The 26259-nt window shown below is 55.5% G+C and carries 14 protein-coding genes, 1 tRNA gene and 1 pseudogene; 4 read left to right on the top strand and 12 right to left on the bottom strand.

All coding sequences use genetic code 11. The features are described 5' to 3' along the window. The first annotated feature begins 62 nt into the window (after positions 1-62). A tRNA-Pro gene (locus tag AC2FNR_RS02470) sits at positions 63-139 on the top strand. A 71-nt stretch (positions 140-210) separates the two neighbouring features. On the opposite strand, the gene AC2FNR_RS02465 is transcribed toward AC2FNR_RS02470, so the two are convergent. The 10 genes and pseudogenes from AC2FNR_RS02465 to AC2FNR_RS02420 form a co-directional block, all read right to left on the bottom strand. Beyond that, a complete protein-coding gene (locus tag AC2FNR_RS02465; protein ID WP_496847865.1) occupies positions 211-1194 on the bottom strand; it encodes a tyrosine-type recombinase/integrase in 984 nt (327 codons plus the stop codon). 17 nt (positions 1195-1211) lie between these two features. Further along, a pseudogene (locus AC2FNR_RS02460) lies at positions 1212-1346 on the bottom strand (helix-turn-helix domain-containing protein); the annotation flags it as partial. Between the two features lie 349 nt (positions 1347-1695). Next, a complete protein-coding gene (locus AC2FNR_RS02455; protein WP_496847864.1) occupies positions 1696-3693 on the bottom strand; it encodes a 3'-5' exonuclease in 1998 nt (665 codons plus the stop codon). Beyond that, positions 3690-4040 (bottom strand): hypothetical protein, encoded by a 351-nt coding sequence (locus AC2FNR_RS02450; RefSeq protein ID WP_496847863.1) that lies wholly within the window; start codon positions 4038-4040, stop codon positions 3690-3692. Before AC2FNR_RS02450 ends, AC2FNR_RS02455 begins: the two co-directional genes overlap by 4 nt. Before the next feature lie 2 nt (positions 4041-4042). Then, the gene (locus AC2FNR_RS02445; RefSeq protein ID WP_496847862.1) at positions 4043-6925 is read right to left on the bottom strand and encodes a site-specific DNA-methyltransferase; all 2883 of its coding nucleotides are present in this window, start codon (positions 6923-6925) and stop codon (positions 4043-4045) included. Continuing rightward, a complete protein-coding gene (locus AC2FNR_RS02440; protein WP_496847861.1) occupies positions 6922-7650 on the bottom strand; it encodes a hypothetical protein in 729 nt (242 codons plus the stop codon). Before AC2FNR_RS02440 ends, AC2FNR_RS02445 begins: the two co-directional genes overlap by 4 nt. Continuing rightward, positions 7647-10667 (bottom strand): BPTD_3080 family restriction endonuclease, encoded by a 3021-nt coding sequence (locus AC2FNR_RS02435; protein ID WP_496847860.1) that lies wholly within the window; start codon positions 10665-10667, stop codon positions 7647-7649. The genes AC2FNR_RS02440 and AC2FNR_RS02435 overlap by 4 nt, the downstream gene beginning before the upstream one ends. A gap of 1376 nt (positions 10668-12043) precedes the next feature. Then, positions 12044-12940, bottom strand: coding sequence for an EamA family transporter (locus tag AC2FNR_RS02430; RefSeq protein ID WP_496847859.1), 897 nt, complete (start codon positions 12938-12940; stop codon positions 12044-12046). Positions 12941-12998: 58 nt separating this feature from the next. Further along, on the bottom strand, positions 12999-13622 hold the full coding sequence (gene wrbA, locus AC2FNR_RS02425) for an NAD(P)H:quinone oxidoreductase (protein WP_496847858.1): 624 nt from the start codon (positions 13620-13622) through the stop codon (positions 12999-13001). 106 nt (positions 13623-13728) lie between these two features. Continuing rightward, a complete protein-coding gene (locus AC2FNR_RS02420; protein WP_496847857.1) occupies positions 13729-14616 on the bottom strand; it encodes a LysR family transcriptional regulator in 888 nt (295 codons plus the stop codon). Positions 14617-15446: 830 nt separating this feature from the next. Between AC2FNR_RS02420 and AC2FNR_RS02415 the strand changes: the two genes are divergently transcribed. Beyond that, positions 15447-20564 (top strand): RecQ family ATP-dependent DNA helicase, encoded by a 5118-nt coding sequence (locus tag AC2FNR_RS02415; RefSeq protein WP_496847856.1) that lies wholly within the window; start codon positions 15447-15449, stop codon positions 20562-20564. Between the two features lie 91 nt (positions 20565-20655). Here AC2FNR_RS02415 and AC2FNR_RS02410 read toward each other — a convergent pair whose 3' ends face one another. Together AC2FNR_RS02410 and AC2FNR_RS02405 are read right to left on the bottom strand one after the other, a co-directional pair. Then, positions 20656-20799, bottom strand: a complete 144-nt coding sequence (locus tag AC2FNR_RS02410) for a hypothetical protein (RefSeq protein ID WP_496847855.1) — start codon at positions 20797-20799, stop codon at positions 20656-20658. A 5-nt stretch (positions 20800-20804) separates the two neighbouring features. Next, positions 20805-21206: an XRE family transcriptional regulator gene (locus tag AC2FNR_RS02405; protein ID WP_496847854.1), complete on the bottom strand. Its 402-nt coding sequence runs from the start codon at positions 21204-21206 to the stop codon at positions 20805-20807. 201 nt (positions 21207-21407) lie between these two features. Between AC2FNR_RS02405 and AC2FNR_RS02400 the strand changes: the two genes are divergently transcribed. Continuing rightward, on the top strand, positions 21408-22655 hold the full coding sequence (locus AC2FNR_RS02400) for a metallophosphoesterase family protein (protein ID WP_496847853.1): 1248 nt from the start codon (positions 21408-21410) through the stop codon (positions 22653-22655). A gap of 3 nt (positions 22656-22658) precedes the next feature. After that, on the top strand, positions 22659-26102 hold the full coding sequence (locus AC2FNR_RS02395; protein ID WP_496847852.1) for an AAA family ATPase: 3444 nt from the start codon (positions 22659-22661) through the stop codon (positions 26100-26102). The last annotated feature ends 157 nt before the right edge of the window (positions 26103-26259 follow it).

Genomic DNA, 26259 nt, shown 5'->3' with positions numbered 1-26259 from the left:
ATCCGTGTGTTCGAATACCTCTTGCACATCCAAAAGCCGAGGTATAGATCACGCGCCACGGTCGGAGTGTAGCTCAGCCTGGTAGAGCACTGTCTTCGGGAGGCAGGGGTCGGAGGTTCGAATCCTCTCACTCCGACCAATAAAACAAGGCGCCCAAGGGCGCCTTTGTTGTTTTCAAGACAGTGATCCGAGGTTCGTTGAACCTGAGCTTTAGTCGAACTCCAACGCACTGGCAGCTTTACGTAGATGCTCCGGGCTGTAGCGCGCGTAGACGGATGCGGTAATCCGAGAGTCTGAATGACCGAGAAACTGAGCAATCTCATCCATTGAGATACCTGACTCAGCCATATGAACAGCCGCCGTGTGCCGCAGGACGTGCGGTGACACATCAGGCAGGCCCGCCGCGACCGCGGCCGCCTTGAAGCCTTTCTTGATCGACTTCACTGGTCCGCCAGCCCATTCCACGACATACTCAGATAATGCGGCCTTCTGGGCATTCAAAAGCGCAGAATACAGGCTCTCGGTCATGGGGACGATGGCCCTGCCCTTCCTCCGTCCGTCAACAGTTCGGAGATTGATCTGACGGCGCTCAAAGTCCACCCGATCCCACGTGAGTTCTAACACGGCCGTTACCCTAGCTGCCGTCGACAGCATCAGCCAGATAGCCAACTTGATGTGATGTGCGCAGTCGACCGCCAGGAGCTGTGAAATCTCCTGGCGCGTCAGATACCTCTCTTTGGGGGCCGGTTTGCTGGGGCGCTCGATGTAGGGTGCTCTATCAATCAGCCCGGTCTTCTCAGCCCAATTCAAACAGGTCCTTAGCTTGCCAAGCTGCGTCCAGATCGTGCCGTCCTGAATACCTGCCTGTCGCCGATCGGTGATGTAGGCTTTACAGTCCCGCACGCTTATCTGTTCCGGACGAAAGGCACCAAACCAAGGCAGCACAGAACGGCCAGTGTATTGCATGCTTTCATGCACCGGCCGACCCTCGACTGTCACGCTGTAAGCATTCCAAATTGCGGCTACGGTCAGTTCATCCTTTCCGGATGTCTGGGCGAGAAGGACATCACGGGCTTCGGCCTCCGCGCCTTCGAGGGTGTCCGCAGCAAGACGATACCTGCGTCTGCGTCCATCTTCCTCATACCAGACAACGACGAAGCGGTTGTTGAGTCGACCGATGCTATATTCCTGCACTGCTCATACTCCTCTACTTTGTGTGCCGGGATGCGAAACTGACGGCGAACTCTGAAATGTTCTAGCTGACCGGTTTTGCAGAGCTGGCGGACAGTCTCAGAACTGCAGCTCCAGCGCTCTGCGAGAGTTTTGGGTGTATACGGCGGGGACAAATTGCGCTCCTTCTCTTTGGCAAAATCATTTAGCTTATAGCGATCGCGACGAGGGATGCGCCTAAGATTTCAATAAAATTCATAACTCATTGAAATGAAATAAAAGAATTTCCAGTCGAGATAGTAAATACTTCAAGACTTACACCTTGGAGCAGACTACGGCGGAAGCTGTCGGGTATACATTCGTTCTTCTTAGTTTGTTAAAAAACGTGCCGTTTGCGAGTAAAGACAAGCTTCACGCAAAAGTAGAGAAGAGTGTTTTGAAATCGTTCACTAGAACTGATTGTTGCCCCTCTAACCTCGCCTCCTAAGCCACCGAATGCGTCCATTCTGAAGACATGGCATGAGTTCACTCCTCCAAAAGATCGACCAAGAACTCGGACACCGGCTCAACACCTGACATCCAAAGGTGATCCCGAGCCCGTGTTGCCGCTACATACAGAAGGTGCCGTTCAGTGTTCATAACTTCGTCTAGTTGTGCCTCGTCTTTTGCAGATAGCAACCGTCTCTCGTCCGGGAGTATTCCGTCGTTTAACGCGCCGATCGCTACAGCACGATACTCAGCACCTTTTGCATCATGCATCAGCATGATTTGCACATTCTCTTCCGACAAGGCTGCGGCGTAACGTTCCGCATCAATTTCGTTTCTCAGCAATACTGCAAATTCGGAAGGCGGCACGTCGTCGTCTGACAGCCGACTACGCACCCATTGGACAAGCGCTTCAAGTTCAGCATCGGAATTGGCGAAAGAACGGAACACTGGCACGGGACCATCGAATACCGAGGTGACACCGGTCCTGGACTCTTCATTGCCGTCTGCCTCGACCAATGTTTCGGGAAGCAGCATGTCGCTTTGGCACCTTATCTGATGTGACGTTCGGTAATTCACCTTCAGACTGCGAGAACGCCCTCTTAATTCAATACCAGCCGCCGTCCAGGGGAACGGTGCACGGAATATGCGCTGACCTATATCACCGGCGAAAAACAAACCGTTCGGTTTGTTGCCGACCTGGCGACCAAGCAGCTTCAGTTCTGCAACTGAGATATCCTGCGCTTCGTCAACAAGAACGTGGTCGAAGGGTAGAGCTCCAAATTCGGAGAGTTCATGGGCAAGCTGTGCCTCGGTTGTTACGGACTCCCGCGCAAGCCGCTCGCGGACGGCTTCAAAAACTTTCCAGAGGGCGTCCCGGCGCGACGCCGCCACTCGGACTTTTCGCCCAAGGCGTGGCAGTTCGCGGTAAGCCTCTTGCGTGCGGATGTCCCACGCATCGACTACCAAAGTCCATTCGTCGAACAGGAAATCTGGATCAACTAGCACTTCCAAGTTAGCAGACGCTTCAACTAGGAAGTGGCGCAAAGATGTCTCATCAACAATCTCGCTATTTCCGAAGGCCTCGTGATGCAGTCGAGCAATTAGCACTGGCAGCGCCTCGACAACGATGCGTTTCATGGCATCTGGCGACGCCACCTGCGGAATTTTGTCTCGGAGGTTGTCCGCGAGCTTGCGGTTGAATGTCGTCAGCAAGACCTTCGAGTCAGTGTCTTCCGCCAAACGTGCCGCGCGGTGGAGCGCAACGACAGTTTTGCCAGTTCCGGCCGAACCAATCACACGAGCAGGGCCATTGAAGTCGCGATCTACGTATTCCTGTTGAGTGGGATGTAGGAAGACAGCCCATTTTTCCCACGGCGCATCCAGGGCAGCCTTAAGCTCCTCGACGTTTTCCAGAACGCGGAAGCGGCGCATCGTATCGGGGTGAGCCCATGGATCCGCTCCGTCCGCGGACACGGCAGCCGGCGTAGGTGTCTCACCAACTGCAGCCGAGAGGATAGCATTCGCCGCCTCGGTTGGCAGCCGCCCAGCAATATCGAGCACCGTGTCCTCAGTCACATCCCGCACGGTATCGAGCCAGTCTACCGGCACGCCCCAGGACAGGAGTGTATCGTCGTCCTGCTCAGCCAATGGTCTCGGCAATTCAACGGCTTTCTCGATGTAACGCTGAACAACAACCTCTTCGACCGTTTCACGTGCTTCGACGATCTGTATGGCGCCTGTGCGGGGATGGCTCTCAATCCTTCTTGTCTCGGCCCAACGGTATGCCGCATCATGGTGGCCGACCCAAGCCAGAAGGGTTTGTCCGTCTTTCTTATGTATAACCATCCGGACGTCGCGGTTCACGCGCGCAGTCCAGAAATTTGGGTCTCGGGCGCGGTCGACCCGGTGCATCGACAGGCCAGGCAGGCTCGGATCCATCTGAAAATCGAACGCTGCCGTCTTGACCTGCTTTTGCTCGTGGTGAGTTAGCTTGGCGAGTGCGTCGTAAAAGGTATCGGCGATGCGGTGGGTCATTCGAGCTCACGCTTTTGCATGTCCGCAACGAATTTGGTGAAGGCCTCATCTCGTCGCTTGCGGTCAAGGCGCTCCTTCTCTGCTTTTCTGACTTCCGATATCTGTCGCGACTTTCGAACCTTCTCCATTACCGCCCAACGCTCTTCGGGCGAAAGCACATGTAGGCCAGGAGCGTCGTCGCCCAATGCTGCATTCTTCTTCTTTGGGCGTCGACCACCAGGTTTCACACCCGCCCTGCGGTCATCGAGAATGTCCTCAATTCGGTCGCTTCTGTCGCGAGGCGAAATCTTACTTCCTTTTCCCACACATAAAACGGTCGAGCCACCTCGGTAACCACCTCCACTCATTTCTAAACCCCCAGCACCTTCATCACTTCATCTCCAAGATGGTTGATGACCTTGACCGCTACACGGCCGGACTTGGGGCGAGCGAAGGGGCGCGACACGGTGCGTTTCAGGCTGTCCCAGGCTTCCTCGTCGATCTCTCCCTTCAGCGTCGTCTTTAGCTGCTTGTAAGGGATGTCTGCGCCTGGGAAATAGGCGTGTCGGACGAAGAAGGATTCCTCGTTATAGTCAGTGTCAATGAACCAACAGGCGATGTCGTCCGGCTCGGACGACACCACTTGGCCAGTCGCTGGCTTGAAGATGTCCACGCCCAGCAGCTCGATCCGCAGTTTATCGCCTTCTTCTTTCACCTCGATGTCAGGCTCGCCGAACACAACAAACAGGTTACCGCCTCCTGCCTTAAGATCATCGGACATGTGCAGATCAGGATTCATCCGAGCCTGCAGGATCGGCAGGCGGCCCAGCTTGCGGAATTCGGCGGTGTGGGCGTCGTAGTTGAAGGCACATGTGATCAAGATGTCGAACCCCGCATCCACGGCCTCGCGCGCGGCGGCGGTCAGGTCGGCACGTTGCAGGGTTCCGTATTCCGGGCCGATCAGTATGCCAGCCTTGCGTTCCGTGTCGCCCTCAAAATAGCGGCCCTCAGCAGCCAACCATTCTCCAGGCCAAGGCTGGAGAGAGGTGAACTCCACCCTGTCGGTTTTGTCCACCTGTTGCACCCCAGCCTTCTTGAGGTTTTCAAGGATGGCGGCCCTGTAATTGTCTGCCTCAGACGCGTCGGAGGCGCGCTTGCCATGGGACGCGTCGACCTCGTCGACCAACTCTCCATGTTCGTTTACAGCCTGCGTGCGGTGGGGCGAGAGGCTTTCGACAGTAAACGGCCCGGCCACACGAACGCGCTTTTTGTCCTCATAAGGTTTGTCATAAAGAAATTCGTAATCGGCCTTGGCGGCGATGGAGGCGTCGATTTCTTTCTGTCGCGCGATCCGTGCCTCCCAGAAAGCAGCGAGCGCTTGTATTGCCGCTTCGGGCCAGCCCTCCGGTGCCTCGCGCGGGACTTCCCATTCCATAAAGCCGTTTGTAGGAGCCATCTCGCCGGAGGGCATTTCGACCTCGTCAGAGGTGGTAAAGTCAATCTCGGTCCCTTTGCGGCCGCCGCTGTCCACAGGATAATTAGCAGGGTGGTTCAAAAGGGCAGTGTTTAGGCCTGACAGAGCAGCTTCAACCGCCGGCTGGAGCTCAGTCCAGATCTGATCGATCTCCGTATTGTTGGCGATGGATTTCAGCGTGACATGGGGCACGCGCTGGTAGACGAAGCCGTGGCGGATGTCATTGTAGGTCGCAGCTGTAGCGGGGGCTGAGCGGGAGACCTCGGCTTCCTTCTTTTGGCCTGCCTCAGAGTCCTTGAGCAGATACCAGGGGTATTTCGCCCCCATGATTCTCGCACGGGCGAGGGCAAGAGCGACCCTTGAGGTGTCGACGGTGATCCAGCGCCGCCCCCATTGTTCGGCGACGTGGGCCGTGGTGCCGGAGCCGCAGGTGGGATCAAGCACAAGATCACCGGGATCGGTGGTCATGAGGAGGCAGCGTTGGACCACAGTGTTACCAGTCTGAACGACATAGATCTTTTCGCCACCGAATTGGTTTTGCCCCACTGTGTCTGTCCATAAGTTGGATGCGGGATAGACCGGGAAGTCGTTATACTTTCGCAAGTAGGAAGCGTTCCTACTTGTATCGAATATCCGCGCCGCTCTTTGGAGGCGCTCGAACCGTGGTCTATCCGTTTTCCAGTAATTGGGTTCAGGCCGAAATCGCATGCCTTTCTGAAACACGTCATACCGCGAACCAGGGCTTTGCGAGCGTATTGAGTCTGGAAAAATTAGAGCCGCGCCATCCGGCAGTTTGACGTCCCCATTTTTTGAAGTAAACCTTGACACAGGTGAGACCTCACCGAACTCATCCTGCACGCGCGAATATCCGGTTCCACCTGGACCACCGGGAACTTTGAAGTAGTAAAAGGGACGGAATTTCATTCCATCTTTTTTGCGAGAATACCAAACGATTATGTCAAAGACACCCGACAAGTCATTGCTTGTTGACGATGTGGTTTTCGCAAAGACTATTTCATTGACAAAGTTCTCCTCCCCAAACACTTCATCCATCAACGCTCGCACTCGGTGGACGTTCTCGTCTCCGATCTGAACAAAGCAGGATCCGCTCTCGGTCAGAAGCTCTCGCGCCACCACCAGACGGTCGCGCAAGTATTGCAAATAGGAATGGATACCATCGCGCCAAGTGTCGCGGAAGGCCTTCACTTGCTCAGGCTCGCGGGTCAGGTGCTCCAGCTTTCCGTCCTTAACGTCACGCGAGGTCGTAGACCACTGGAAGTTGGAGTTGAACTTGATGCCATAGGGCGGGTCTATATAGATCGCCTGAACCTGCCCTTTCAGCCCTTCCCGCTCGGCTAGCGAGGCCATGACCTGCAGCCCATCTCCCAGGATCATCCGGTTCGACCATTTGCGGTGGTGGCGGTAGAACTCGATCTCTGCCTCGCGATCTTCATCGGTGATACCGAAGTGATCAAATAGATCCGCGCCGCCGCCTTCCCCGTTGCGCTTGTTGCCGGCACGCAGGTCCTCGATGATCGCCTTTGGATGAACTTGTTCCTGCATGTAGATCGGCGGCGCATCCACAGTGACCGCCTCTTGATCAATGTCCTTACCGCGCCAGATCAGCTGCGGATCAAGATCCGGGTTCCGCTGCTCATAAGCGACCTTGATAGGCCGGGCGCCCTCAGGATCCATCATCGGCGCCAATTCCGGTGTTGGAATATTCAGCCGTTCGTCATCATGGGTAATTGGCTCTATGGGAGTTTTCTTGTCGGTCATTGAAAGGCCTTACGGTCGAATTTCGTAGCAGCGCTTTGCAGCACTTTTTCTTTGAATTCAGCGAGATCGTTTTTCCAGGTTGGCGGAAGCGCCTCTTCAAATGCGGCGTTTTCCTTAAGCATTGATGCGGTCCAATCAGTCTCACCATATCCCATTAGATACTTATCCAGGATCCGCTCGCCGCTAATACCCTGAAAAGGCGTTCCCTCTGCGCAGGCTGTGATGGTTTTGGCGCTTTCCGCAAACCCGCTTTCGTCGAGTAGTCTGTAGAACTCGACCATTCGATCGAGTGTATCCGCTTTTCGAGCACGAACAGCCTTTGCAGCTAGTCGATCAAATGGTGTCCAATTGTCAGGAGCTACAAACCACGTCAGCTTGGTCATTCCCGATACTATTCGAAAATTTCTCTTACGTGCGGGACTTGCCAGTTGTTCTTTTAGGGATTGGATAGAGGCGACTAATTTTGACGCACGCTCAGAGAATGAACTGAATTCTTGGCCAGAAAAAGCGTTCACGTGCTCGCTTACCACGTCAACACCTGAGTCATTAGAGGGGAGATTCCGTCTAAAGTTGTAGGTCAAGGCGATAGCTCGCACATCATCACGTGTAAGCTTGCTTTCGTTCCCGATTACCATCTTCGACCGCGGGCCGTCGAATGCCAACCACCAGCGAACGGCCTCGACCACCGCTACTCTGAACATTGTCTTGTGATCCGGGAATGTCACGCGGTGACCCTTCCGAGCATTTTGTCGATCGCCCGATCCAAGTCTGGACCGAAGTCATGAGCGGACCGAAGTTCAGCAAATCCCCAGCGTCCGAAGCCTTCGAGCCGATTGACGGCAGGGATCCATTTGTTGCGCATGGTTTCAGCCTTGAGCATGGCGTCGTGGCCGCGGAAGCCCTTGACCTCGATAACAAGAGTCGTTGGTTCTGGCGCGTCCAGTCGGATCAGGAAATCGGGCCGATAGATATGCGGCTCGCCTTCACGAAGGTATGGCACCTCGAAGCCGAGGTTGTGGTTCTTGGTGTAAGCTAGGACCTTTGGGTGATCCTCGATCCGGGCGGCCAGTTTGTCTTCCCAGTCACTGTCAGTAATGATCCAGTTCAGGTGACTGCGATCCGGACGCGGCCAGTAACGCGTGGCGACAGATGTGTTGAAATGCACGCCCATGGTCGACCCTTCGGGTTGGTAGGGGTCAAGAACAGCGCGCAAGATACTATCACCGCGCGGCCCCTCGATGAGTGCGCCAAAGATGATGTCACAAACTTCGTCGGCGAGTTCGCGATACAAGAGCTGGGCGGGCACCGTATCGCCCTTGCATTCGAAATGACCCTCTTTCAACCACTGCAGAACAATCCGCTTAGCCGGCATTAGCAGATGCATCTTTGGCGACCCGTTCTCGTCGCGCAGCTTCTCGAAAATCATGTGCTTGGCGACATTGTATGCGATCGTCGAGAGACGCGCGGTCTTGAGATAGTCAAGATTTAGCTTCTCACTTTCGCCAACGATGCCTTGCATGGTCACCACTGTAGCGGCGACTTTCTCGGGCGTCAGAACATACGGTTCAGTGTTTGAAAAATCGACCTCCAACCTCTCCGATGGCAGCTCGGCTACGTAGCCCTGCACACGTGGAAAAGTGATCTCGAGGTGATCGCGTTCGGGCGACATGGCACGCACCTGTATGACATCCCGCGGCTTCTGTGGCGGAGCTACACGAGGCTGGTCGGAGAAGTTCAGTCCATCAATACCCATGATGTCAGCATATTCCGTGCGGAATAGCTTGGTTTCAGGGTCGAGGTCGTAGGACAATCGGCGTAGAGCACGCCCGATGACTTGCTCGCAGATGAGCTGCGTGCCAAACGCGCGAAGACCGAGAATGTGGGTTACGTTGTTTGCGTCCCATCCTTCCGTCAGCATGGAGACTGACACAACGCAGCGCACCTGCTCTCCAAGACGGTCCTTTTTCCCGACGGTATTCATCACCTCACGAAGGATGTCGGCGTCCGTGAGGTCCTCGGATGAGCCACGCTCCGCTTGTTCTCTACGAAAGGCTTCGATCTCTTCTGCGTGAGCCGCCCGGAACGTCTTATCGATGTCGCCGCCTGCTTCAAGGGTTGCGCTGTCGATTAGGACAGTGCGCGGCCGAGGAAGCCGTTCATCGTCTGCAGTAGAAAAATTCGCAAAGAGAGGACATTTCCCGTGAACAACTTCAATGGTGCCGTCCGGGTTCTCACGTTCATACCCCGACATGTAGTCGCGAAGAAGCTCAGAGTTAGTTGTGTTGTTACAAACGACGATGAAAACGGGTGGTATTCCTACACCTTCTTGTTGCCAGAGTTTGAATGTCTTCTCGTAATGGCCGTAGAGGGCATCGATCGCCGTCTTTAGTGGAATAGGCAAGCTCTGAGGATTTGGTTTGGTTTGGCCCCGCGCCTTTTTAGGCATCTTTTTCCCGATTTCCTTCCAGAGATCACGGTAGAGCGGCACCTCTCCGCTAGGAAGATTGTCGGCAACGGGAACCCGAGGCAACTTCACGATCCCGCATTCTATTGCATCCATCAGCGAGAAGTCAGAAACGACCCAGGGAAAAAGTGTGCCTTCTACCCATCCTGAGCCGGCAAGAAAGAAGGGAGTGGCAGACAGATCATAGACGATCTGCACACCAAGTTGACGCTTAGCGGCTTCGAGCCCCGAGATCCAAAGGCGAGCGGCTTCGGCGTTTTCTTCAGCCTCTTTTTTCTCTTCGCCCTTGAGACGCTCTGTTTCTGTATTCGCGCGCTCGCGATAGCAGTGGTGAGCCTCGTCATTAATGACATTGATCTTACCCAGCCCCATTAGTTCAGGCATGACCCGTTTGATCATTTGTCCTTCATTTTCGAGTGTTCTCAACTGGTCTCCATGGCCTTGCAGAGCCGATCTTGTGCCCTTGGCAAGTTGCAGAGTCTCACGCAGCTTGAACGCATGATAATTGGTGAGAACAATTTTGGCCTTCTGCATCTCTTGCATGAGATCTGTCGGCACAAGGTTTAGTCGAGCGTAGTAATTTTCAGAATCATTTGGCAGCAGAACGCGCAGGCGGTCTCGGATCGTGATACCTGGGGTCACAATCAAGAAACCGCGCGAGTATGATTTGGAGTTAGGGCTTCGCACTGCATTGAGCGTTTGCCAAGCTATAAGCATCGCCATAACAGTGGTCTTTCCGGCACCTGTGGCTAGCTTCATCGCCACCCTGAAGAGGTCGGGGTTTGCCTCTGCGTTTGCGGCTTCCAGCCTTGCCCGGAAGCGTTTGCCCTGCGAACCCATCTTCGGCGCAACTTCGGCCAGAAAGATTGCTGTTTCCACTGCCTCAAGCTGGCAAAAAAACGGCCGGATCGTCTGGCTTTCATCCTTCTGGATGGCACGCCAGTGTTGCAACAACCTCTGTGTCGTTGGTGTTACCCGCCAATCGTTTGGATTAGGTATGGCCCGCCAGCTATCAACCTGACTACGCAAGTCGTTGACGAACTCAGTTACGTTGTAGGCCATCTCTTGGGACTCGAGGCCAGCCTCATTCAAACCAAGTTCCGCTTGCAAGCCACCGCTCTTCTTAACGCTCTTTGCCTTCGGCATCGCCGAGATAAGATCGGAACGTCGGCGACTCGGGACGATGCTATCTGTAGGCCGACCGCTCGCGTCAAGTTCCCAGTGCTCCGCAGGCACAAAGTAGGGCGAATTGAGGATGGGATGCTCGAAAAATGACACAAATGCCTCACGTAAATAGATTTTATCACCAAATCAGTTGATTGGCACACATGCAATGGTTGTTTCAAATGCGAGAAATTGAAGCAACCCATCGCGACGACACTGCAAGAAAAATATTTAATAGTTCAATCCTTCAGACTCCTAACGGCGCGTTTCTCCTTGTCCTGCACCTATTCAGGCTGGATATTTCTCACCTCGTCCAGACCCGCGACAATTTCGGTCTCAGAATCAGTGGCACGGTCTTCGAGTAGCGCAGATACCAGCCTTTCAGTTTCACCCAATTGTCTTGTAAGCCTGCTCTGGTAGGTAGCGGACAATTTGAGAACGCACCATCATTTCTCTGGCCACTCGTGCACGCGTGCATCGTGACTGGTTTTTCAACAGTAAGACCACATGAAAATACTTAGAATGAGTAATCACTTTAACCCCTGCAGAAATAGGACTTTCCCCCCAGGGCAACACAAGCCTTATCTGTGATGTCCTGGGGGGATAATCTGCATATAACAGGTGGTGAAGAGCTTCTGACACTAGGTGGCTTCCATTGACCTAGCAGCGCTCCGATCCCGGCTTTGAGGCCAAGCGGTTACAGTCTTTCGACTGAGCAACACGTCCGGCTTTCCTCCAACCTAGACGTGATCGGTTGTTGTGACCCGGATCTAAGCCCGATGCACATTGCAACCGTCTTTCTGTGCCATTTCGTCATACGACTGGCGGCAACCACTTGGGGCGTCCGATGCTTTCCACCGGGGAGCGATCCAAAGTGATCTTTCCTGCACCTTCCAGATAGGTGACTCGCTGCCCGGTCATTTTCCCGGCGCCGGCGTTTCTTGTTGGTCTGGTATGAGGTGTCAAAGAACATAGGCATCGAAGCGCGTTGTTCTTGGCTGACTGCTTGCTGCTTTGTGCTGCCGTAACGGCCTCTTAAAAATACCAAAATTCAGCTTCGCCCACAAGGCGATTTCCAGGGCGAAATGCACTTTTATCTTTAGCACGAGAGTTTTGCGTTTGGCACAAGGGGACAGTAGATATGTATAGAACACGCGCGCAATGCCGCAGTCTCCTATGCGCATCAACAGGCCGGCTGGGACGCTCACTGGCAGCGTCCAACGCAGTTTTCGACGCAAGACAGCACTGATGTTATAAAGCACGCCCTGAGCGCTCTCAGCGCTTTGGATCGTTCGCCCACAATGTGACCATTGCTACAGGAGGTTTGGACCGTCCGGATTCTGCGGACCCAGAACCCATCCCCTTAATCATGCGTGGGAAAACCTAGGACTTCGATGTTGTTGGGATCTGGCGAACGGGCTTGAGCGAGGCGCTGAGCCATTCCTCACCCACTTGCGTGATTGGGCCTATTGTTTGCGACTCAGCACCCATCAGACAGATCCAGCTGTTGCTGGTCTCCATTTTTTCAAACCCGAATTGTCCCTGCGACTCACGCTTTGGCCGACCACAACAGAACCAATAACTATGACTGCTCCTATGGACTGGGTGAAGCTAAGCGTTTGTCCCAAGTATACCCAGCCGAGCACGACAGCTGTAACAGGACTCATCATGCCGAGCATCGAGACTGCACTGGGCTCCAGGCGCGCTATTCCTCGGAACCAAAGAGCATAGGTTGCTGCAGCACCGATCAACCCAAGCCAAATCAGGCCGGCGACATTTGTCGCGCTGAGCGCAGGGAGAGGCGGCTCAAGAAACAGAGCGACTGGCAGCAGTATCAAACCACCGGCTGTTAATTGCCACGCTGTGAAACTCAGCGCCGAAACCGGAGGTTGCCATTTCCGGCTGAGAACAGTGCCAGCAGCCATTGACGCGGCTCCTCCCAAACCCGCTGCTATACCGATCCAATCAAGTTGTGCTTCTGGTCCGATCAGCAGCAGCGATACACCGATTACGCCAGTCGCGGCGGCGCCGAGCGCACCAAGTCGGATTGGGGTTCCCAGCCATCCCCAAGCCATCAAAATCACGATCATTGCTTGCAACGATCCCAGGGTGGCGGCCACACCACCAGGTAACCTATACGCAGCAACGAAGAGGAGCACCCAGAACAGAGCAAAGTTAAGACTGCCTAAGACGAAGGTTCGGCCGAGCCATTCCCGTGGTGGAACGCAGCGCGTCACTGCAAGCAACAACAAGCCAGCAGGCAGAGCTCGTAACGCAGCCAGGGTAATCGGATAGCCAGCCGGGAGCGCTTCGGTAGTTACCAGATAAGTGCTTCCCCATACCGCTGGGGCGAGTGAGGTGAGAAGAATATCGGTTGAGCGTGACATTTTATGTCTCCCGGCAGAGGCGTTTGAGAATTTGAGTGAGACGTCAGAAGCGCGCGGGTTACGCTGCTTCCGCTTGGAGGTTTGATCCAGCGAGACATGCGGCAATTCTTGCAACATGAGCTCCCTGGAACCGCGCTCCGGCTAGGTCAGTTTCGGTAGGCGTGCGGGAACCATCAGCACCGGCGATCGTTCCGGCACCATATGGTGCGCCGCCAATGATTTCTTTTGATGTAGTCTGGCCAGCAAATGTGTAGGGCATTCCGGCAATCAGCATCCCAAAGTGTTGAAGCGGGACTTGTGTTGTCAGAAGGGTGGCCTCGTGCCCGCCATGTTGCGAACCTGTTGATGCAAAGACCGCCCCGACTTTTCCAACCAGAGCATTTCTGGCCCAAAGCCCTCCGGCCTGGTCAAGGAAGGACTTCATTTGCCCAGCCATCATGCCAAATCGGGTCGGCGTTCCCAGAATTATCCCATCATAGTTTTCCAGATCTGCCGGCAAGGCGATAGGCGTATCATCCACGACATAGCCAGCCTGCTGGCGGACTTCCTCAGGGACGGTTTCGGGCACACGCCGAACGTCAACTTCAGTGCCGGGAACACTTCTTGCACCTTCAGCTTCGGCATCGGCCAATGTGTGGACGTGGCCATAGCTTGAATAGTAGAGAACGAGAATACGTGACATAGGATACCTCTCAGGGCTGTGACTTGTTCCCTGAGAGAATGGAATTTGTTGCGCCGCCAATTAAGGCGCGCTCTTTGACAACACTCTTTACTTGTATTGAATAATGTCAGGACCTGAGAGCCTGGCGCAGATGATCAAGAAAGGCTGTAACCTTTGCGTCCATTCCCAAGCGAGATGCTGTAACGGCGAATACTTCCGGCGCAGGCAGTTCGTGGTCAGGAAAAACTCGCACCAAGGCCCCGCTGGCTTCGGGAGCATCAGAGACGAACTCGGGCAGTGTTCCGATACCTTGCCCCGCTATTAGCAGATCCCGCAAAACGAGGCTGTTGCCGACGCGCACGCGTGGATCAAGCTCTAATGTTGTGACATCTTCGGCGGCCGAGAGCTTCCAGCTCGTCAAATGATCAGCAAGCAAAAAGCCGATGATTGCGTGGTTTTTCAGATCCGCTGGCTGGGTCGGCGTCCCATATCGCTCCAAATAGTCAGGAGACGCAAATATTCTTTGCCGCATCACGCCGATCCGTCGCGCAACAAGGGCCGAATCCGGCATGGCAGCACGGATGCGTATCGATAGATCGAAGCCGCCCTCGACCATATCGATCACCTTGTCGTCCATCGAAAGAGTAAATCGCAGATCTGGATAGGTTTCCAAGAACTCTGGAAGCATCGGTGCGATAACGGTTTGGCCGAAGGAACTTGACGCATTCACCCGAAGGTGCCCACGCATCGCTTTTGCACCTTCCCTGATGGTCTGTTCCGTTTTTTCGACCGCGTCGAGAATTCCAATTGCGTCTTGGTAATAGAGACTGCCAGTGTCAGTCAGTGACATGGATCGGGTCGTTCTGGTGAGGAGGACGGTTCCCAGACTTTCTTCCAGAAGCTTGATTTCTCTGCTGAGAAGCGCAGGAGAAACACCAAGGTCTTCCGCCGCGCGGGCAAAGCTACCGCGCTCAACGATGCGGCGAAAAGCTTGCATGACTGACAGTTTGTCCAAGTTATGACCCTTCGAAAAAGCTGCTTTTAACGTGTTACGCGATAGATCGGCTCGAAGACATGCCCAAACTCACATTCTTTCAGGTCGAGCTGATCCAATTCAGATCTGTTTGGGGAGCATCCATCACACCTATGATCAAGAGCTTGGGAGTGGTTCTCGGCTTTCAGCGCTCCTCCCTACAATCTCCCCATCACCAGCCTCTCTATTAGACAACCAGCTTTTAGGGCTGACCTAGCACTACTTTGTATATCAAGGCACAGTCAGCCTCTACGCGGTGCAGCTCACTATTCACGACTATTCCCCGACAATTAGCAATCGTCGGTTTCTCTGCTTCGGAGACGCTCAATACACTGCCTGGCTTAGACCTGTGCTTATGCACTGTATGAGGTTTTGTCTCTGGAGCGCTGTGCTCTGGCCTGAGTTGCGTCCGTCTTCTTCTGTGTGTCAGGTGTTAGATGGCCTGTGTTTCGTCGCTGTGCGCGCTTTTCTGGCCTGTGTTGGGATATGTAGATTCCGGAGAGCCATGTTTTATTGGGTTTGTTTCGATCAAAGGTTTACATTTTTCTGGAAAAAACCTGATTTCGGTCCGGATTTGTCAACTTAATGTAAACTTAGTGTAAACCTTTTGGCCCGAAATCGGCTGTTTTGAGGGGTGAAAGGTTTACATTCCGTCCATCCCGGCCGTCGCGATGTAAACCTTTGTCAACTTTATGCAACCTCTGAGGTTGCGCGAAATCCACATTACGCAGAGCAATCTGGAACGCATCTTCTTTTTTTTCGGCAATCCGGTAGCTATCAGAAAGAATAGAAAAAAGAGAATATGGCGAGCAATGATAACGAACGGTCAGGCGGACATTTCGCGCTTTCTTAAGCGCTGCGTTTCGATTGACCTAGAGGTGGACCCCATTTCCACCAGAATATTTGCATTCGCGGCCACAACGCACGCTGACTCCCGACCGGCCCTAGTTGAAAAAAGCAACTCCGCCTCGGCACTCTCGCAACTCGACACATATTGTAACGGTTTCGACAGTGTCATCGGTCACAATATCCTACACCACGACCTGCCCCACCTGGCCGCTGCGGCGCCCCGGTTCGCTGCCTTGGCTGAAGCACCAATCGACACACTCTGGCTCAACCCTTTGGCCTTCCCGCGAAATCCGTATCACCATTTAGTCAAACACTATCACGACGGACGGTTGCAATCTGGTCATGTCAACGATCCCGAAAAGGACGCGCGACTGGTCTTCGAAGTGCTGCAAAACCAGATTGAGGCGTTCGTCAAGCTAAACACAGTAACCCCAGATGCGCTGGTTGCCTATCATTTTCTTGTCACACGCCCTCCACGCAGCGGAGGGTTTGACGCACTTTTTACTGCTTTGCGTGGCATTAGCAGACCCGATGAAAAAGAAGCTTTTAACGCTGTTCGCCGGCTTTTGGCTGGGCATGTATGTATGCATCGGCTCGAACAGACTCTGGGTCGGATGGAAAACCCCAACCTTGCCTGGCCTTTGGCCTACGCCTTGTCGTGGATTTCTGTGGCTGGCGGCGACAGTGTCATGCCACCTTGGGTTCGCATGCAATTCCGCGAGGCCTCACTGATTGTGCGTCACTTGCGAGAGGCCGCTTGCAATGATGACTCTTGTCAATGGTGCGTCGAACAAAACGATCCCAAACGGGCGCTAGACCGCTGGTTCGGCTTTCCGTCCTTCAGACCCGAACCCATGGACGAATTTGGTCGACCCCTACAGGAACGCATTGTGGCCGAGGCAATGGCAGGCAAATGCGTTCTGGGCATCCTTCCGACCGGAACCGGCAAGTCGGTCTGCTATCAGATTCCAGCCCTTTCGCGGTTCGACAAGACCGGTGCGTTGACCGTCGTTATCTCACCGCTTGTCGCACTCATGGCCGATCAGGTGCAGGGCCTGGCGAGAGCCGGGATATCCTCGGCCGTCACGATCAATGGTCTTCTGTCGCTGCCTGAACGTCACGATGCTCTGGACAAAGTGCGCATGGGCGATGCTGCGATCTTGATGATTTCACCCGAACAGCTTCGCAACAAGTCAGTTCGCAGCGCTCTGGCACAACGCGAAATTGGCCTTTGGGTGCTGGACGAAGCACATTGCATCTCAAAATGGGGCCATGATTTCAGGCCCGACTACCGCTACGTCAGCCGGTTCATCAAAGAAAACTCCGGCGACGCCCCCGCTCCGATACTTTGTCTTACCGCCACTGCCAAACCCGAGGTAGTGCGCGATATAAGAGAGCATTTCAAAACACGACTGGATCAGGATCTGATCCTGCTTGACGGTGGTGCCTCGCGCACGAACCTTTCCTTTTCGGTGCGTGAAACCCAGCGCGCGACGAAACTAGCAGATATTCTGAACGCGATCGAACAGGGCTTGCCCGCCTCTGGCGTCTCCGGAGCCGTGGTTTATTGCGCGACCCGAGGTGCGACAGAACGCGTGGCCGAATTCCTAAAACAGCAGGGTGTGAGCGCCGAACGTTTCCACGCTGGTCTACCTCCAGAAGAAAAGCACGAGATCCAGGAGCATTTCCGGACGGGCGAATTGCGCGTAATTGCTGCGACCAACGCCTTTGGCATGGGCATCGACAAACCTGACATCCGTCTCGTAGTCCACGGCGACGTGCCTGGCTCGTTGGAGAACTACTTGCAAGAGGCAGGACGTGCAGGACGTGACCGTGACCCCGCTAGCTGTGTGCTATTGTTCAACACTGAGGATGTAGAACGCCAATTCAGCCTTTCGGCCCGTTCCCGCCTTGCGCGGCATGAAATAGGTGCCATCCTTAAAGCGCTGCGTCGATTGGATGTGCGCACTCGAGACGAAGGTAAGATCGTCGCCACTCCGGGCGAGATCGTGAGAGAAGAAAAAGACTTTGAATTCCAGCGTGACAACAACACTGAAGACACGCGCGTAAAGACCGCCGTTGCTTGGCTGGAGGAAGCGAGTCTGTTGCGGCGCGAAGAAAACAGCGTGCAGGTCTTCCCCGCATCCCTACTCGTGCGCGATGTGGATACCGCCGCCACCTTGTTGGATAAGGCAGACATCACGGGCGCTCGGCGCAAACAACTGCTGGCAATCGTGCGTCATATCGTAAACACCCCTGTGGGAGAAGGTGTTTCCACCGACGAATTAGCTGGAGCTAGCGGGCTCTCTTCCGCTGAGTTGCGCAAGGCGCTGACCGATCTAGAGGCGATGGGAATTGCCAGTGATGACACCAACATAACCATCTTCGTGCACTCTGGCGTGGCCGACGCGTCGCAAGCACGGCTGGATCAGGCCGCCCGGCTTGAAGAGGACCTAATCGCCGTTATGCGAGAAATGGCTCCCGATGCTGATCAGGATGAACCGATTCCATTCAACCTCTCTATTGCCTGCCAGGAATTGAGACAGCGCGGCCATGGCGAGGTGCGACCGGATCTGGTCGAAACCCTGCTGCGTGGCATGGCGCAGGATGGGCGTGACATGGAGGGTGGGCGCGGTAATCTATCCTTACGGAAAACGGCTCGCGGTAGCATACTTGTGCGACTTCAACGGTCGTGGCGCTATGTCGGTCAAACCGCGGAATTGCGCCGTCAGGGTGCACAACGCCTACTGGCGCATCTTCTATCCCTTGTGCCGAAAGGCACACACGGCAAGGACGTTCAGGTCGAGACCACTCTGGGAGCGATGCTATCCACAATTACCGGCGACACCCTTTTGCGCAGCAGCATCAAAGACCCAAACCGGCTGATGGACCGGGCACTTTTATGGCTGCATGAACAGCAGGTGGTTACGCTGGGTCGCGGGCTGTCAATTTTTCGCCCGGCCATGACAGTGCATCTTGGCTCCAAAGGCGGTGGTTTCACCGTCCAGCATTTTGCACCACTCGAGGAACACTATGACGAACAGACCATCCAAACCCATGTGATGGCAGCCTACGCAGAAAAAGGACTGGAAAACATTGAGACAGCGCAGCGCTTGTCCGACGACTATTTCGTGCTGGAGCAAGACGCCTTCATGCGCCGATGGATGCCGGGGCGCGGAACCGAATTCCGGCGTCAGGCCACTGGTGCCACCTATAAGGCAATTGTCGACGACTTGGGCAATCCGGTGCAGCAAAAAATTGTGCGTGACAACCGGGAACAAACCAACGTCCTTGTGCTGGCAGGACCAGGCTCGGGCAAAACACGAGTCCTGGTTCATCGCATCGCTTATCTGCTGCGCATCAAACGCGAGGATCCCCGCGGTATCCTCGTGCTGGCCTACAACCGTCACGCAGCTGCCGAAATACGTGAACGCTTGCGCCGGTTAGTAGGAGATGACTCAACCTTAGTAACCGTCTCAACTGTTCATTCACTGGCTATGCGATTGGTCGGTGCTAGTTTTGCTGGAACTCAAACAATCGAAGCCCCCGATTTCAAAGGTCTATTGCAGAGGGCCGCGGCCCTACTGCGAGGTGATGGCCTAAGCAAGCAAGAGGCCGAGGCGCTGCGTGACACACTGATACAGGGTTATCGCTGGATTTTGGTCGATGAATATCAGGACATTGGCCCCGACGAATATGCGCTGATCGCTGCTGTGGCGGGTAGAACGCTGGACGATCCCGATCTGCGACTCAGTCTCTTTGCAGTGGGTGATGACGATCAGAATATTTATGCCTTCTCCGGTGCATCGATCCGCTACATCCGCCAGTTTGAACAGGACTACGCTGCAAAACCGGTTTTCTTAACCGAGAACTACCGCTCTACCGGTCATATCGTCGCCACCGCCAACGCCGTGATTGCAGGGGCCGCCGCGCGCATGAAGCTGGGTCACGACATCACCGTTAACGAAGACCGGAGAATGACTGACCCCGGTGGGCAACTGGCCAAATTGGACCCAGTCGCGCAGGGCCGCGTCCAAATCCTTGAATGTCCGGCCGGGGATGACGCCCAGGCCATGGCTGCGCTGGAAGAATTGATCCGTATATCTCGTCTTGACCCCGATTGGACGTGGTCACGCGCCGCGATTATATCACGCGATTGGCGCAAGTTGATACCAGTGCGCGACTTTGCTGAAAACCTCGGCATACCTGTCGAAATGGCCAACGAAAACATGCCAAGCCTCTGGCGGATGCGCGAGATGCAGGCATTTGTCAAAGCCCTACGCGAGACCCCCACAGAGCTTTATTCGCTCGAACGATTGACCGAAGTGCTGAACACAATTCCTCCCTCGCTCTGGACCAACCGAATTGGCGAAGGACTAGGCCTTCTGGCACGCGAAGTCGGATCGCGAAGCTTGCCTGTCCCAGACATAGTCGAATGGTTCGCAGAATGGGCGCGAGATAGCTGGGACGAACAGCGAGGTCTAAAGCTACTTACGGCTCACCGTGCGAAGGGGTTGGAGTTTGACGATGTGGTCATCCTAGATGGTGGATGGGAGCGTCCCTCTAAAGCAGAAGATCAGGACGCCCCCCGCCGATTGTTCTACGTCGCCATGACACGTGCTCGCCGCAGCTTGGCCGTGATGAGCAACGACAACCACGAATACCTACCAACAGAAGCACCTTCGGTTCTGACCCGTCGCGTGTCACCCGACATGAAGGCGTTGCCCAGTCCCCGCCGTTTTTTTCAAGCAGCTGAAGCGCGGATGGTTGATCTTTCCTATGCTGGACGCCTGCATCCAGGCCATTCTTCTCTGAGTGCTGTTAATGCGGCACGCGTCGGTGATGCAGTGTTATTGGTAAAGGACGGCGACCGCTGGTTGCTACACAACGAAAAAGGGCAAGTGCTGAGCCGCATGTCCAAATCCTTCGCACCACCGCCAAATACCCGGTTTGAGAGGGGGGAAATCGCCGCCATCCTTAAATGGAGAAAAGAGGACTCAGGTGAAGCCTTCCACCATACGCTCCGCCGCGATGCATGGGAGGTGGTTTTGCCGGAACTCGTTTTCGTGTCCGTCAACTAGGACATCACTAACAATTTTCATGTTTCCAGAGGGATCCAGCGAGGCTTAGCACTTCAACCATTCCTCCCCGCCTTCCTACTACGCAATTCCATCAAGCTCTCCAAAGCTCGCATAGGCGCCGCAATAGCTGCACCCGGCGCAGGGTAATGCCGAGGTCGCTGTCATTGCTAACATCGCGCAGGAAACGCAGCCAGGCGCGTTCGTTAGGTGTCAGATCGTCATTCTTATCACACATGTATCTTATCTCCCGAAAATCGCGTTGATCGCGGCCTGTGACCTGCTGGTCAGTCTGGGATCGGTGTTGCTGGAAGCCTTACGGATCGCCTGCAACCAACCAACTTCGTTTGCAGTGACGGGTTCACCGAACACCTCCACAACGGCCTCAGCTGCCGTCCGGCCGATCGCCTGCTCCAGGGCGAGCCGCATCACGAAGGCCGGATCTGCTTCCAGAGCGTGCGCCAGGGCCGGGACGCGATCCAAGGCCACCTTGGAGCGGCCCTGCTTGATCATCGTGATCATGTTCTGGTTCACATAACCGGCCTGCGCCGCGATCTCCGCCTGGCTCTTGGTCGGCTTCAGTTCGAGCACCCGGCGTTCGACATACATCGCCATCCGGGTGTCTAAGTGCGGTTTCTTTGTCATCGCTATCCTCTCAGATCTGACGCAGCAAGCGCTGCATGTCTTCGATATAGCGAAGGGGTGATTGGGGATTCCGAGGGAAATGATACGCCGTTTGTGTTCCCGTATTCTCGTTAATAGAAAGCGAGCTCAATACTTCCGCCTTGACGGTCACGACGTCGTAGTTTCAATTTCTCTCATAGGTTTAGTGTTTTTTGGGGAAATATGTTGGCCTTCCGGTTCGTTCACACTGCAGATATTCATTTGGACTCACCGCTAAAGTCTCTAGCCATGCGCGACGAAGCACTGGCCGAAGTAGTTGGGAACGCGACCCGAACCACATTCAGGCGGATTGTCGATCTGTGCGTGTCTGAAGATGTCCAGGCGCTGCTGATTGCCGGCGACCTGTATGACGGCAGTCAAACATCAATGAAAACTGCTCGTTTCCTCGCTCTAGAGATGGAGCGCCTAGACGCAGCGGGCATTCCGGTTTTCATTATCCGCGGCAACCACGATGCGGCGTCCAAAATCACGCGTGAGCTAGTTTTGCCGGAAAACGTGACGGTGTTCCCGGGCAAAGCACAGGTCGTCGAGACTGACTGGAACGATCATTCAGTTGCTGTTCACGGTGTTTCATTTCGTGACCCCCATGCACCCGACACTCTGTTGAACCGTTTTGCGCCACCAGTGATGGGGGCTTTCAATATAGGAATGCTACACACGTCCCTCGGCGGAGCACAGGGGCATGATCCATATGCACCTTGCACGCTGGCCGAACTTCAAGCGACCGGGTTCGACTATTGGGCGCTGGGGCACATCCACCGGCGGACCATTCATACCGGCACGACAACTGTAGTCATGCCCGGAATACCGCAGGGTCGCGACATCGGCGAGGCCGGGAACAAGTCGGTTTCGCTGGTTTCGGTGGCCGACGACGGTTTGATCGCAGTAGAGGAACGGCACCTCGCGATGGCGCAGTTCGAACGGCTCTCGGTGGAATGCCACCTATTGTCTGACTGGCCAAACCTAATTGAGGCGCTGAAGCATGCTCTGCACACAGCGCGGCGTGACCACGCTGGTGAGCACCTGATCGTCCGACCGGTGCTGACCGGAGAAACTCCATTGGCCTGGAGAGCGGGTCGTGACCTCGACCTGCTACACGCCGAGGCGCAGAACGTCGCCGAGCAGATCGGCACGCTTTGGATCGACAAGATCGAGCTTGCGTTGTCCGCCGTCAGCAATGCGCCCACTGGAGGCGCGTTAGAGGAACTGGCTCAGATCATCACGCAGCGAGGTCTTCCCCTTGATGATCCGGCCGTTCTGGAAGACGTGGAACGTCTGCTGAAGTATATCCCACGAGAGTTGCGAGCGCTCCTGGGTGATAGTCAGGAAGAGACAGCCGCGACTATTGTCCATGCGATGCAGCAGGGTGCAATGGAGGTTCTTGCGCGCCTCGAAGAGACCGATGGTTGAGCGATGCGATTGAACCGGCTCGACCTCACCCGTTTTGGCAAGTTCACTGATCTGAGCCTGTCGTTTCCCGTCCAAACACCCGGTAACCCCGACCTGCACGTGATCTACGGTGCAAACGAAGCTGGGAAATCCACCTTGCTCGAAGGTTGGCTGGACATGCTGTTTCAGATCCCCGTGCGAAGCAGCATGGGATTCATTCACCCCTATCAGTCGATGCAGTTGGGGGCCGTGCTAGAAATCGACGGGCAGACGCATGAACTGCTTCGGGTCAAGAAACGTGACAATTCTCTGCTCGACGCCAGCGGTGAACCGCTGGGTGAAGCGCTGCTGCATGGCGGTCTGCGAGGACTCGACCGCACATCCTATGCGGCGATGTTCTCGCTCAATCGACAGACCCTGGACGAAGGAGGCGAAAGCATCCTCGCCAGCAAGGGGGATCTCGGTGAGTTGCTGTTTCAGGCAAGCGCGGGGATGACCGATTTGGCGGCGCAGTTGGACGAATTGAATACAGAGTCGGAGGGGTTCCTGAACAGGACCGGACGCAAGGGTGCGTTGCGCGATCTTTGTGCCGCCTACGACGACTTGGGAAGGCAGATTAAGGAATTGGACACTGCTGCTTCCGAGTATGCTCGCCTATCGACTGAATGCGATCGGACCAAAGATGCCTGGCACAAGGCGCGCGAAGCGGCAGAAGCTGCACAGACCGATGTAATCGAGACCGAACGTCACATCGCAGCACTACCGCTTTTGCCGCGGCTGGACCGTCTAGAGGCGGAGATCGCCAGTTACGGTTCGCTGCCAGAACCTCCAGAGGGATGGCTTGCCGAACTTCCCGAACTTGACCGCACGGAGACCGCCATTGCCACCCGACTTGAGGCCGCGAAAAAGACTGTGGCAGGGTTGGTAGCCGAATTAAACGACCTCCCACCCGACGGGGTGGTTCTGAAAGCACGCGAGGACATCGAGGCGGCGGAACAATTGAAATCGGCCCATGACACCGCGGTGGAGGACTTGCCCAAGCGGCACGGAGAGCTCGAAGCCAAGACGCAAGCAGTCAATGATTGCCTGTCTCGACTGGGGCACGTCGGGGCGGATCCGACCAAGCTGTTGCCCGAGGCAAGAAGCCTGGGGCGCCTGCGCGCGCTGATCGAAAAAAGTTCTGGTGTTGAAACCGCGTGCGATTCTGCGACTAGAGAATTGCAGCTTGCTAAAGATGACCTCGAGCGCGCTGAGCGGCGTTTAAGTAAGGCTGGAGGCAGCGTGTCAAATTTGGGTGGGCTGGCCGGTTTGGTGCAAAACCTTCGCCGCGACGATCCTGTCGGCGCACACGACCGTGTAAGCACCGAGCTTGAAGAGAAGGAAGCGCGTTTGAAATCGGCCCTGTCTGCGCTTTCGCCCTGGACGGGAAACAACGATGAACTGGCGAGTTTGACTCCACCAGACGACGCCGCTCTTGAGCAATTGGACGCGGAAATCGCCGAGGCTGATAGGGCGATCGACCGGGCGGATGATTGGCTGGATCAACTAGAACAGTCTGTGACCCAAGCTCTCGCTCGACGCGATGCAGTCGGAACAACTGCCGTAGTTACTCTGGAAGAAGCAGCTCAAGTGCGAACACGTCGGGAATTAGAATGGTCCCGCCACCGTGCGGATCTGACGGACAAAACTGCAGAGTGCTTTGAGGTTGCGATGCGCCTCGACGACCAGGTGACTGCCACACTTGCGGATCAGCGCGCCCATGCCGAAAAGACAGCCGAGGCCGAGCGTGCGTTGGTCGAAGCCCAACAACAAGTTGACGCTGCCAAAGTGAAATCGGCCGAGGCCATGGAGCGGCGCAAAAACCTGGCGAAACGGCTTGCCGGAATCGCTGCCAGGGTCTCCCCCGCACTCCCCACCGACATCGACCTGCCAACTTTCCGCGCTTGGCTCGACAAGCTCGACATAGCACAGGATGCCCTGGTCAAGCACGATGACAAGGCGCGCGATCTTGCCCGGCGCGTGCAGGTCGTTGCCCAGGCTCGTTTGGATATTTCGAACGCTTTCTCACAGGCGGGCCGCGCAATACCCAAAGTTACGAGCCTGGCCCTAGCCCTTGAAACCGCTCAATCTCTCTTGGACCAGGCGTCTAAGGTTGAGGCTTTGAGCGAGACCGAAGCCGAGGCCCGCCAGAACCTGACCAGACGTGAGCGCAACAAACTAGAGGCAGACGACGCGCGCGCCGCATGGCAGGTGGAGTGGGAAGCCGCCTGTGCCGACACTTGGATGGCTGACGCGCCGCCCGCTGTCGACGAGATGCGTGCGATCCTCGAAGAGCTCGACCAACTACGTGAACATCAGGACCGCATCGGTGAACTGACCCACCGGATAACGACCATGCAATCCAACCGCGAAAGGTTTGAAAAAGAGGCTCGCGATTTGGCGGTTCGCATCGAAATGCCTTCCGATCTGCCAGCGACTGATCTGTGGCGTGACATCACCCGGCGACAGCGCGCAGCGGAGAGCCGCGAAGATCAGCGAGCCAACCTCTCAGATCGTTTGACGACGGCCAAACAAGCCCTCTCGGAGTTGGAAGAGGAAGCCGAGATTCATCGCAATCGGACCGTCGAATTCTCCCGTCACTTTGAAGTTGAAGTTTGGGCCGAAGCGCGCGACGCGCTCACGCGAGCAGGGGAACTGTCGAAACTGCGTGAAACTCAGCGCGAACTGACCGAAGACCTCTGTGCAGGGATGCGATGCGATACAGTCGAAAAAGCACGTGCGCAACTGCGTGATCTAGATGCCGATGCGCTCGCCGCACGCGCCGACAGCCTGCGGACCGATTTGAAAACCCTGCGCACAGCACAGGAAGAAGCACAGGACGACTTCCGCAAGGCGGAAGACGCCGTCGAAGCGGTCGGTGGCGATGACGCAGTTGCCCGTCTGGAAGAACAACGCCAGACATTGTTGCTTGAGATTGAGGACGGCGCCCGGCGCCACCTACGGCAGCGTTTGGGGCTCTTGGCAGTCGAAGCTGCTCTCAGGAGCTATCGTGACACTCACCGCAGCGGTATGCTCGAACGCGCATCAGAAGCCTTCCGCATCATGTCGCGGGACCGCTACTCCGGCCTCGCCGCACAGCCGGATGGTTCCCGCGAAGTATTGGTGGCGCTGGCCGCTGGGGGTGGCTCGAAACAGGCTGACCAACTCTCAGACGGCACCCGGGCTCAGCTCTACCTTGCGCTACGCATTGCAGGCTACCACGAGTTTGCTCGCAACAACGGCCCAGTGCCGTTCATTGCCGATGACATCATGGAAAGCTTCGACGACGACCGCACCGCCGAGGCCTTCGGCCTGCTAGCTGAGATGAGCAAAAGCGGTCAGGTGATCTACCTGACTCATCACGCGCATCTCTGCGACATCGCGAGAAATGCTTGCCAATCTGTGTGTATTCACGAGTTACATGAGTAGGTTGTCGAAACCGTTAAAACGCCGTCGCTTAAATGTAAGAAATCAAGGAGGCTACCCAAGTATGCCGCAAGAGACTTGGTCGCGGTGGAGATGTTACTTCTACACAGGGATGCATTCTGCAACCAATCTAACTGAAGAGGTCGATTGTTGATTCGGA

It is taken from the genome of Ruegeria sp. SATB045, from assembly GCF_059613525.1.
The sequence above is the reverse complement of the archived record's forward strand: the minus strand, read 5'-3'. Positions and strand labels throughout refer to the sequence as shown.

What these genes read in the sequence shown, in the direction of transcription:
- AC2FNR_RS02455 (WP_496847864.1), bottom strand. Translation starts at nt 3,693, where the DNA reads ATGACCCACCGCATCGCCGATACCTTTTACGACGCACTCGCCAAGCTA.
- AC2FNR_RS02450 (WP_496847863.1), bottom strand. Translation starts at nt 4,040, where the DNA reads ATGAGTGGAGGTGGTTACCGAGGTGGCTCGACCGTTTTATGTGTGGGA.
- AC2FNR_RS02445 (WP_496847862.1), bottom strand. Translation starts at nt 6,925, where the DNA reads ATGACCGACAAGAAAACTCCCATAGAGCCAATTACCCATGATGACGAA.
- AC2FNR_RS02430 (WP_496847859.1), bottom strand. Translation starts at nt 12,940, where the DNA reads ATGTCACGCTCAACCGATATTCTTCTCACCTCACTCGCCCCAGCGGTA.
- wrbA (WP_496847858.1), bottom strand. Translation starts at nt 13,622, where the DNA reads ATGTCACGTATTCTCGTTCTCTACTATTCAAGCTATGGCCACGTCCAC.
- AC2FNR_RS02415 (WP_496847856.1), top strand. Translation starts at nt 15,447, where the DNA reads ATGATAACGAACGGTCAGGCGGACATTTCGCGCTTTCTTAAGCGCTGC.
- AC2FNR_RS02410 (WP_496847855.1), bottom strand. Translation starts at nt 20,799, where the DNA reads ATGTGTGATAAGAATGACGATCTGACACCTAACGAACGCGCCTGGCTG.
- AC2FNR_RS02405 (WP_496847854.1), bottom strand. Translation starts at nt 21,206, where the DNA reads ATGACAAAGAAACCGCACTTAGACACCCGGATGGCGATGTATGTCGAA.
- AC2FNR_RS02400 (WP_496847853.1), top strand. Translation starts at nt 21,408, where the DNA reads ATGTTGGCCTTCCGGTTCGTTCACACTGCAGATATTCATTTGGACTCA.
- AC2FNR_RS02395 (WP_496847852.1), top strand. Translation starts at nt 22,659, where the DNA reads ATGCGATTGAACCGGCTCGACCTCACCCGTTTTGGCAAGTTCACTGAT.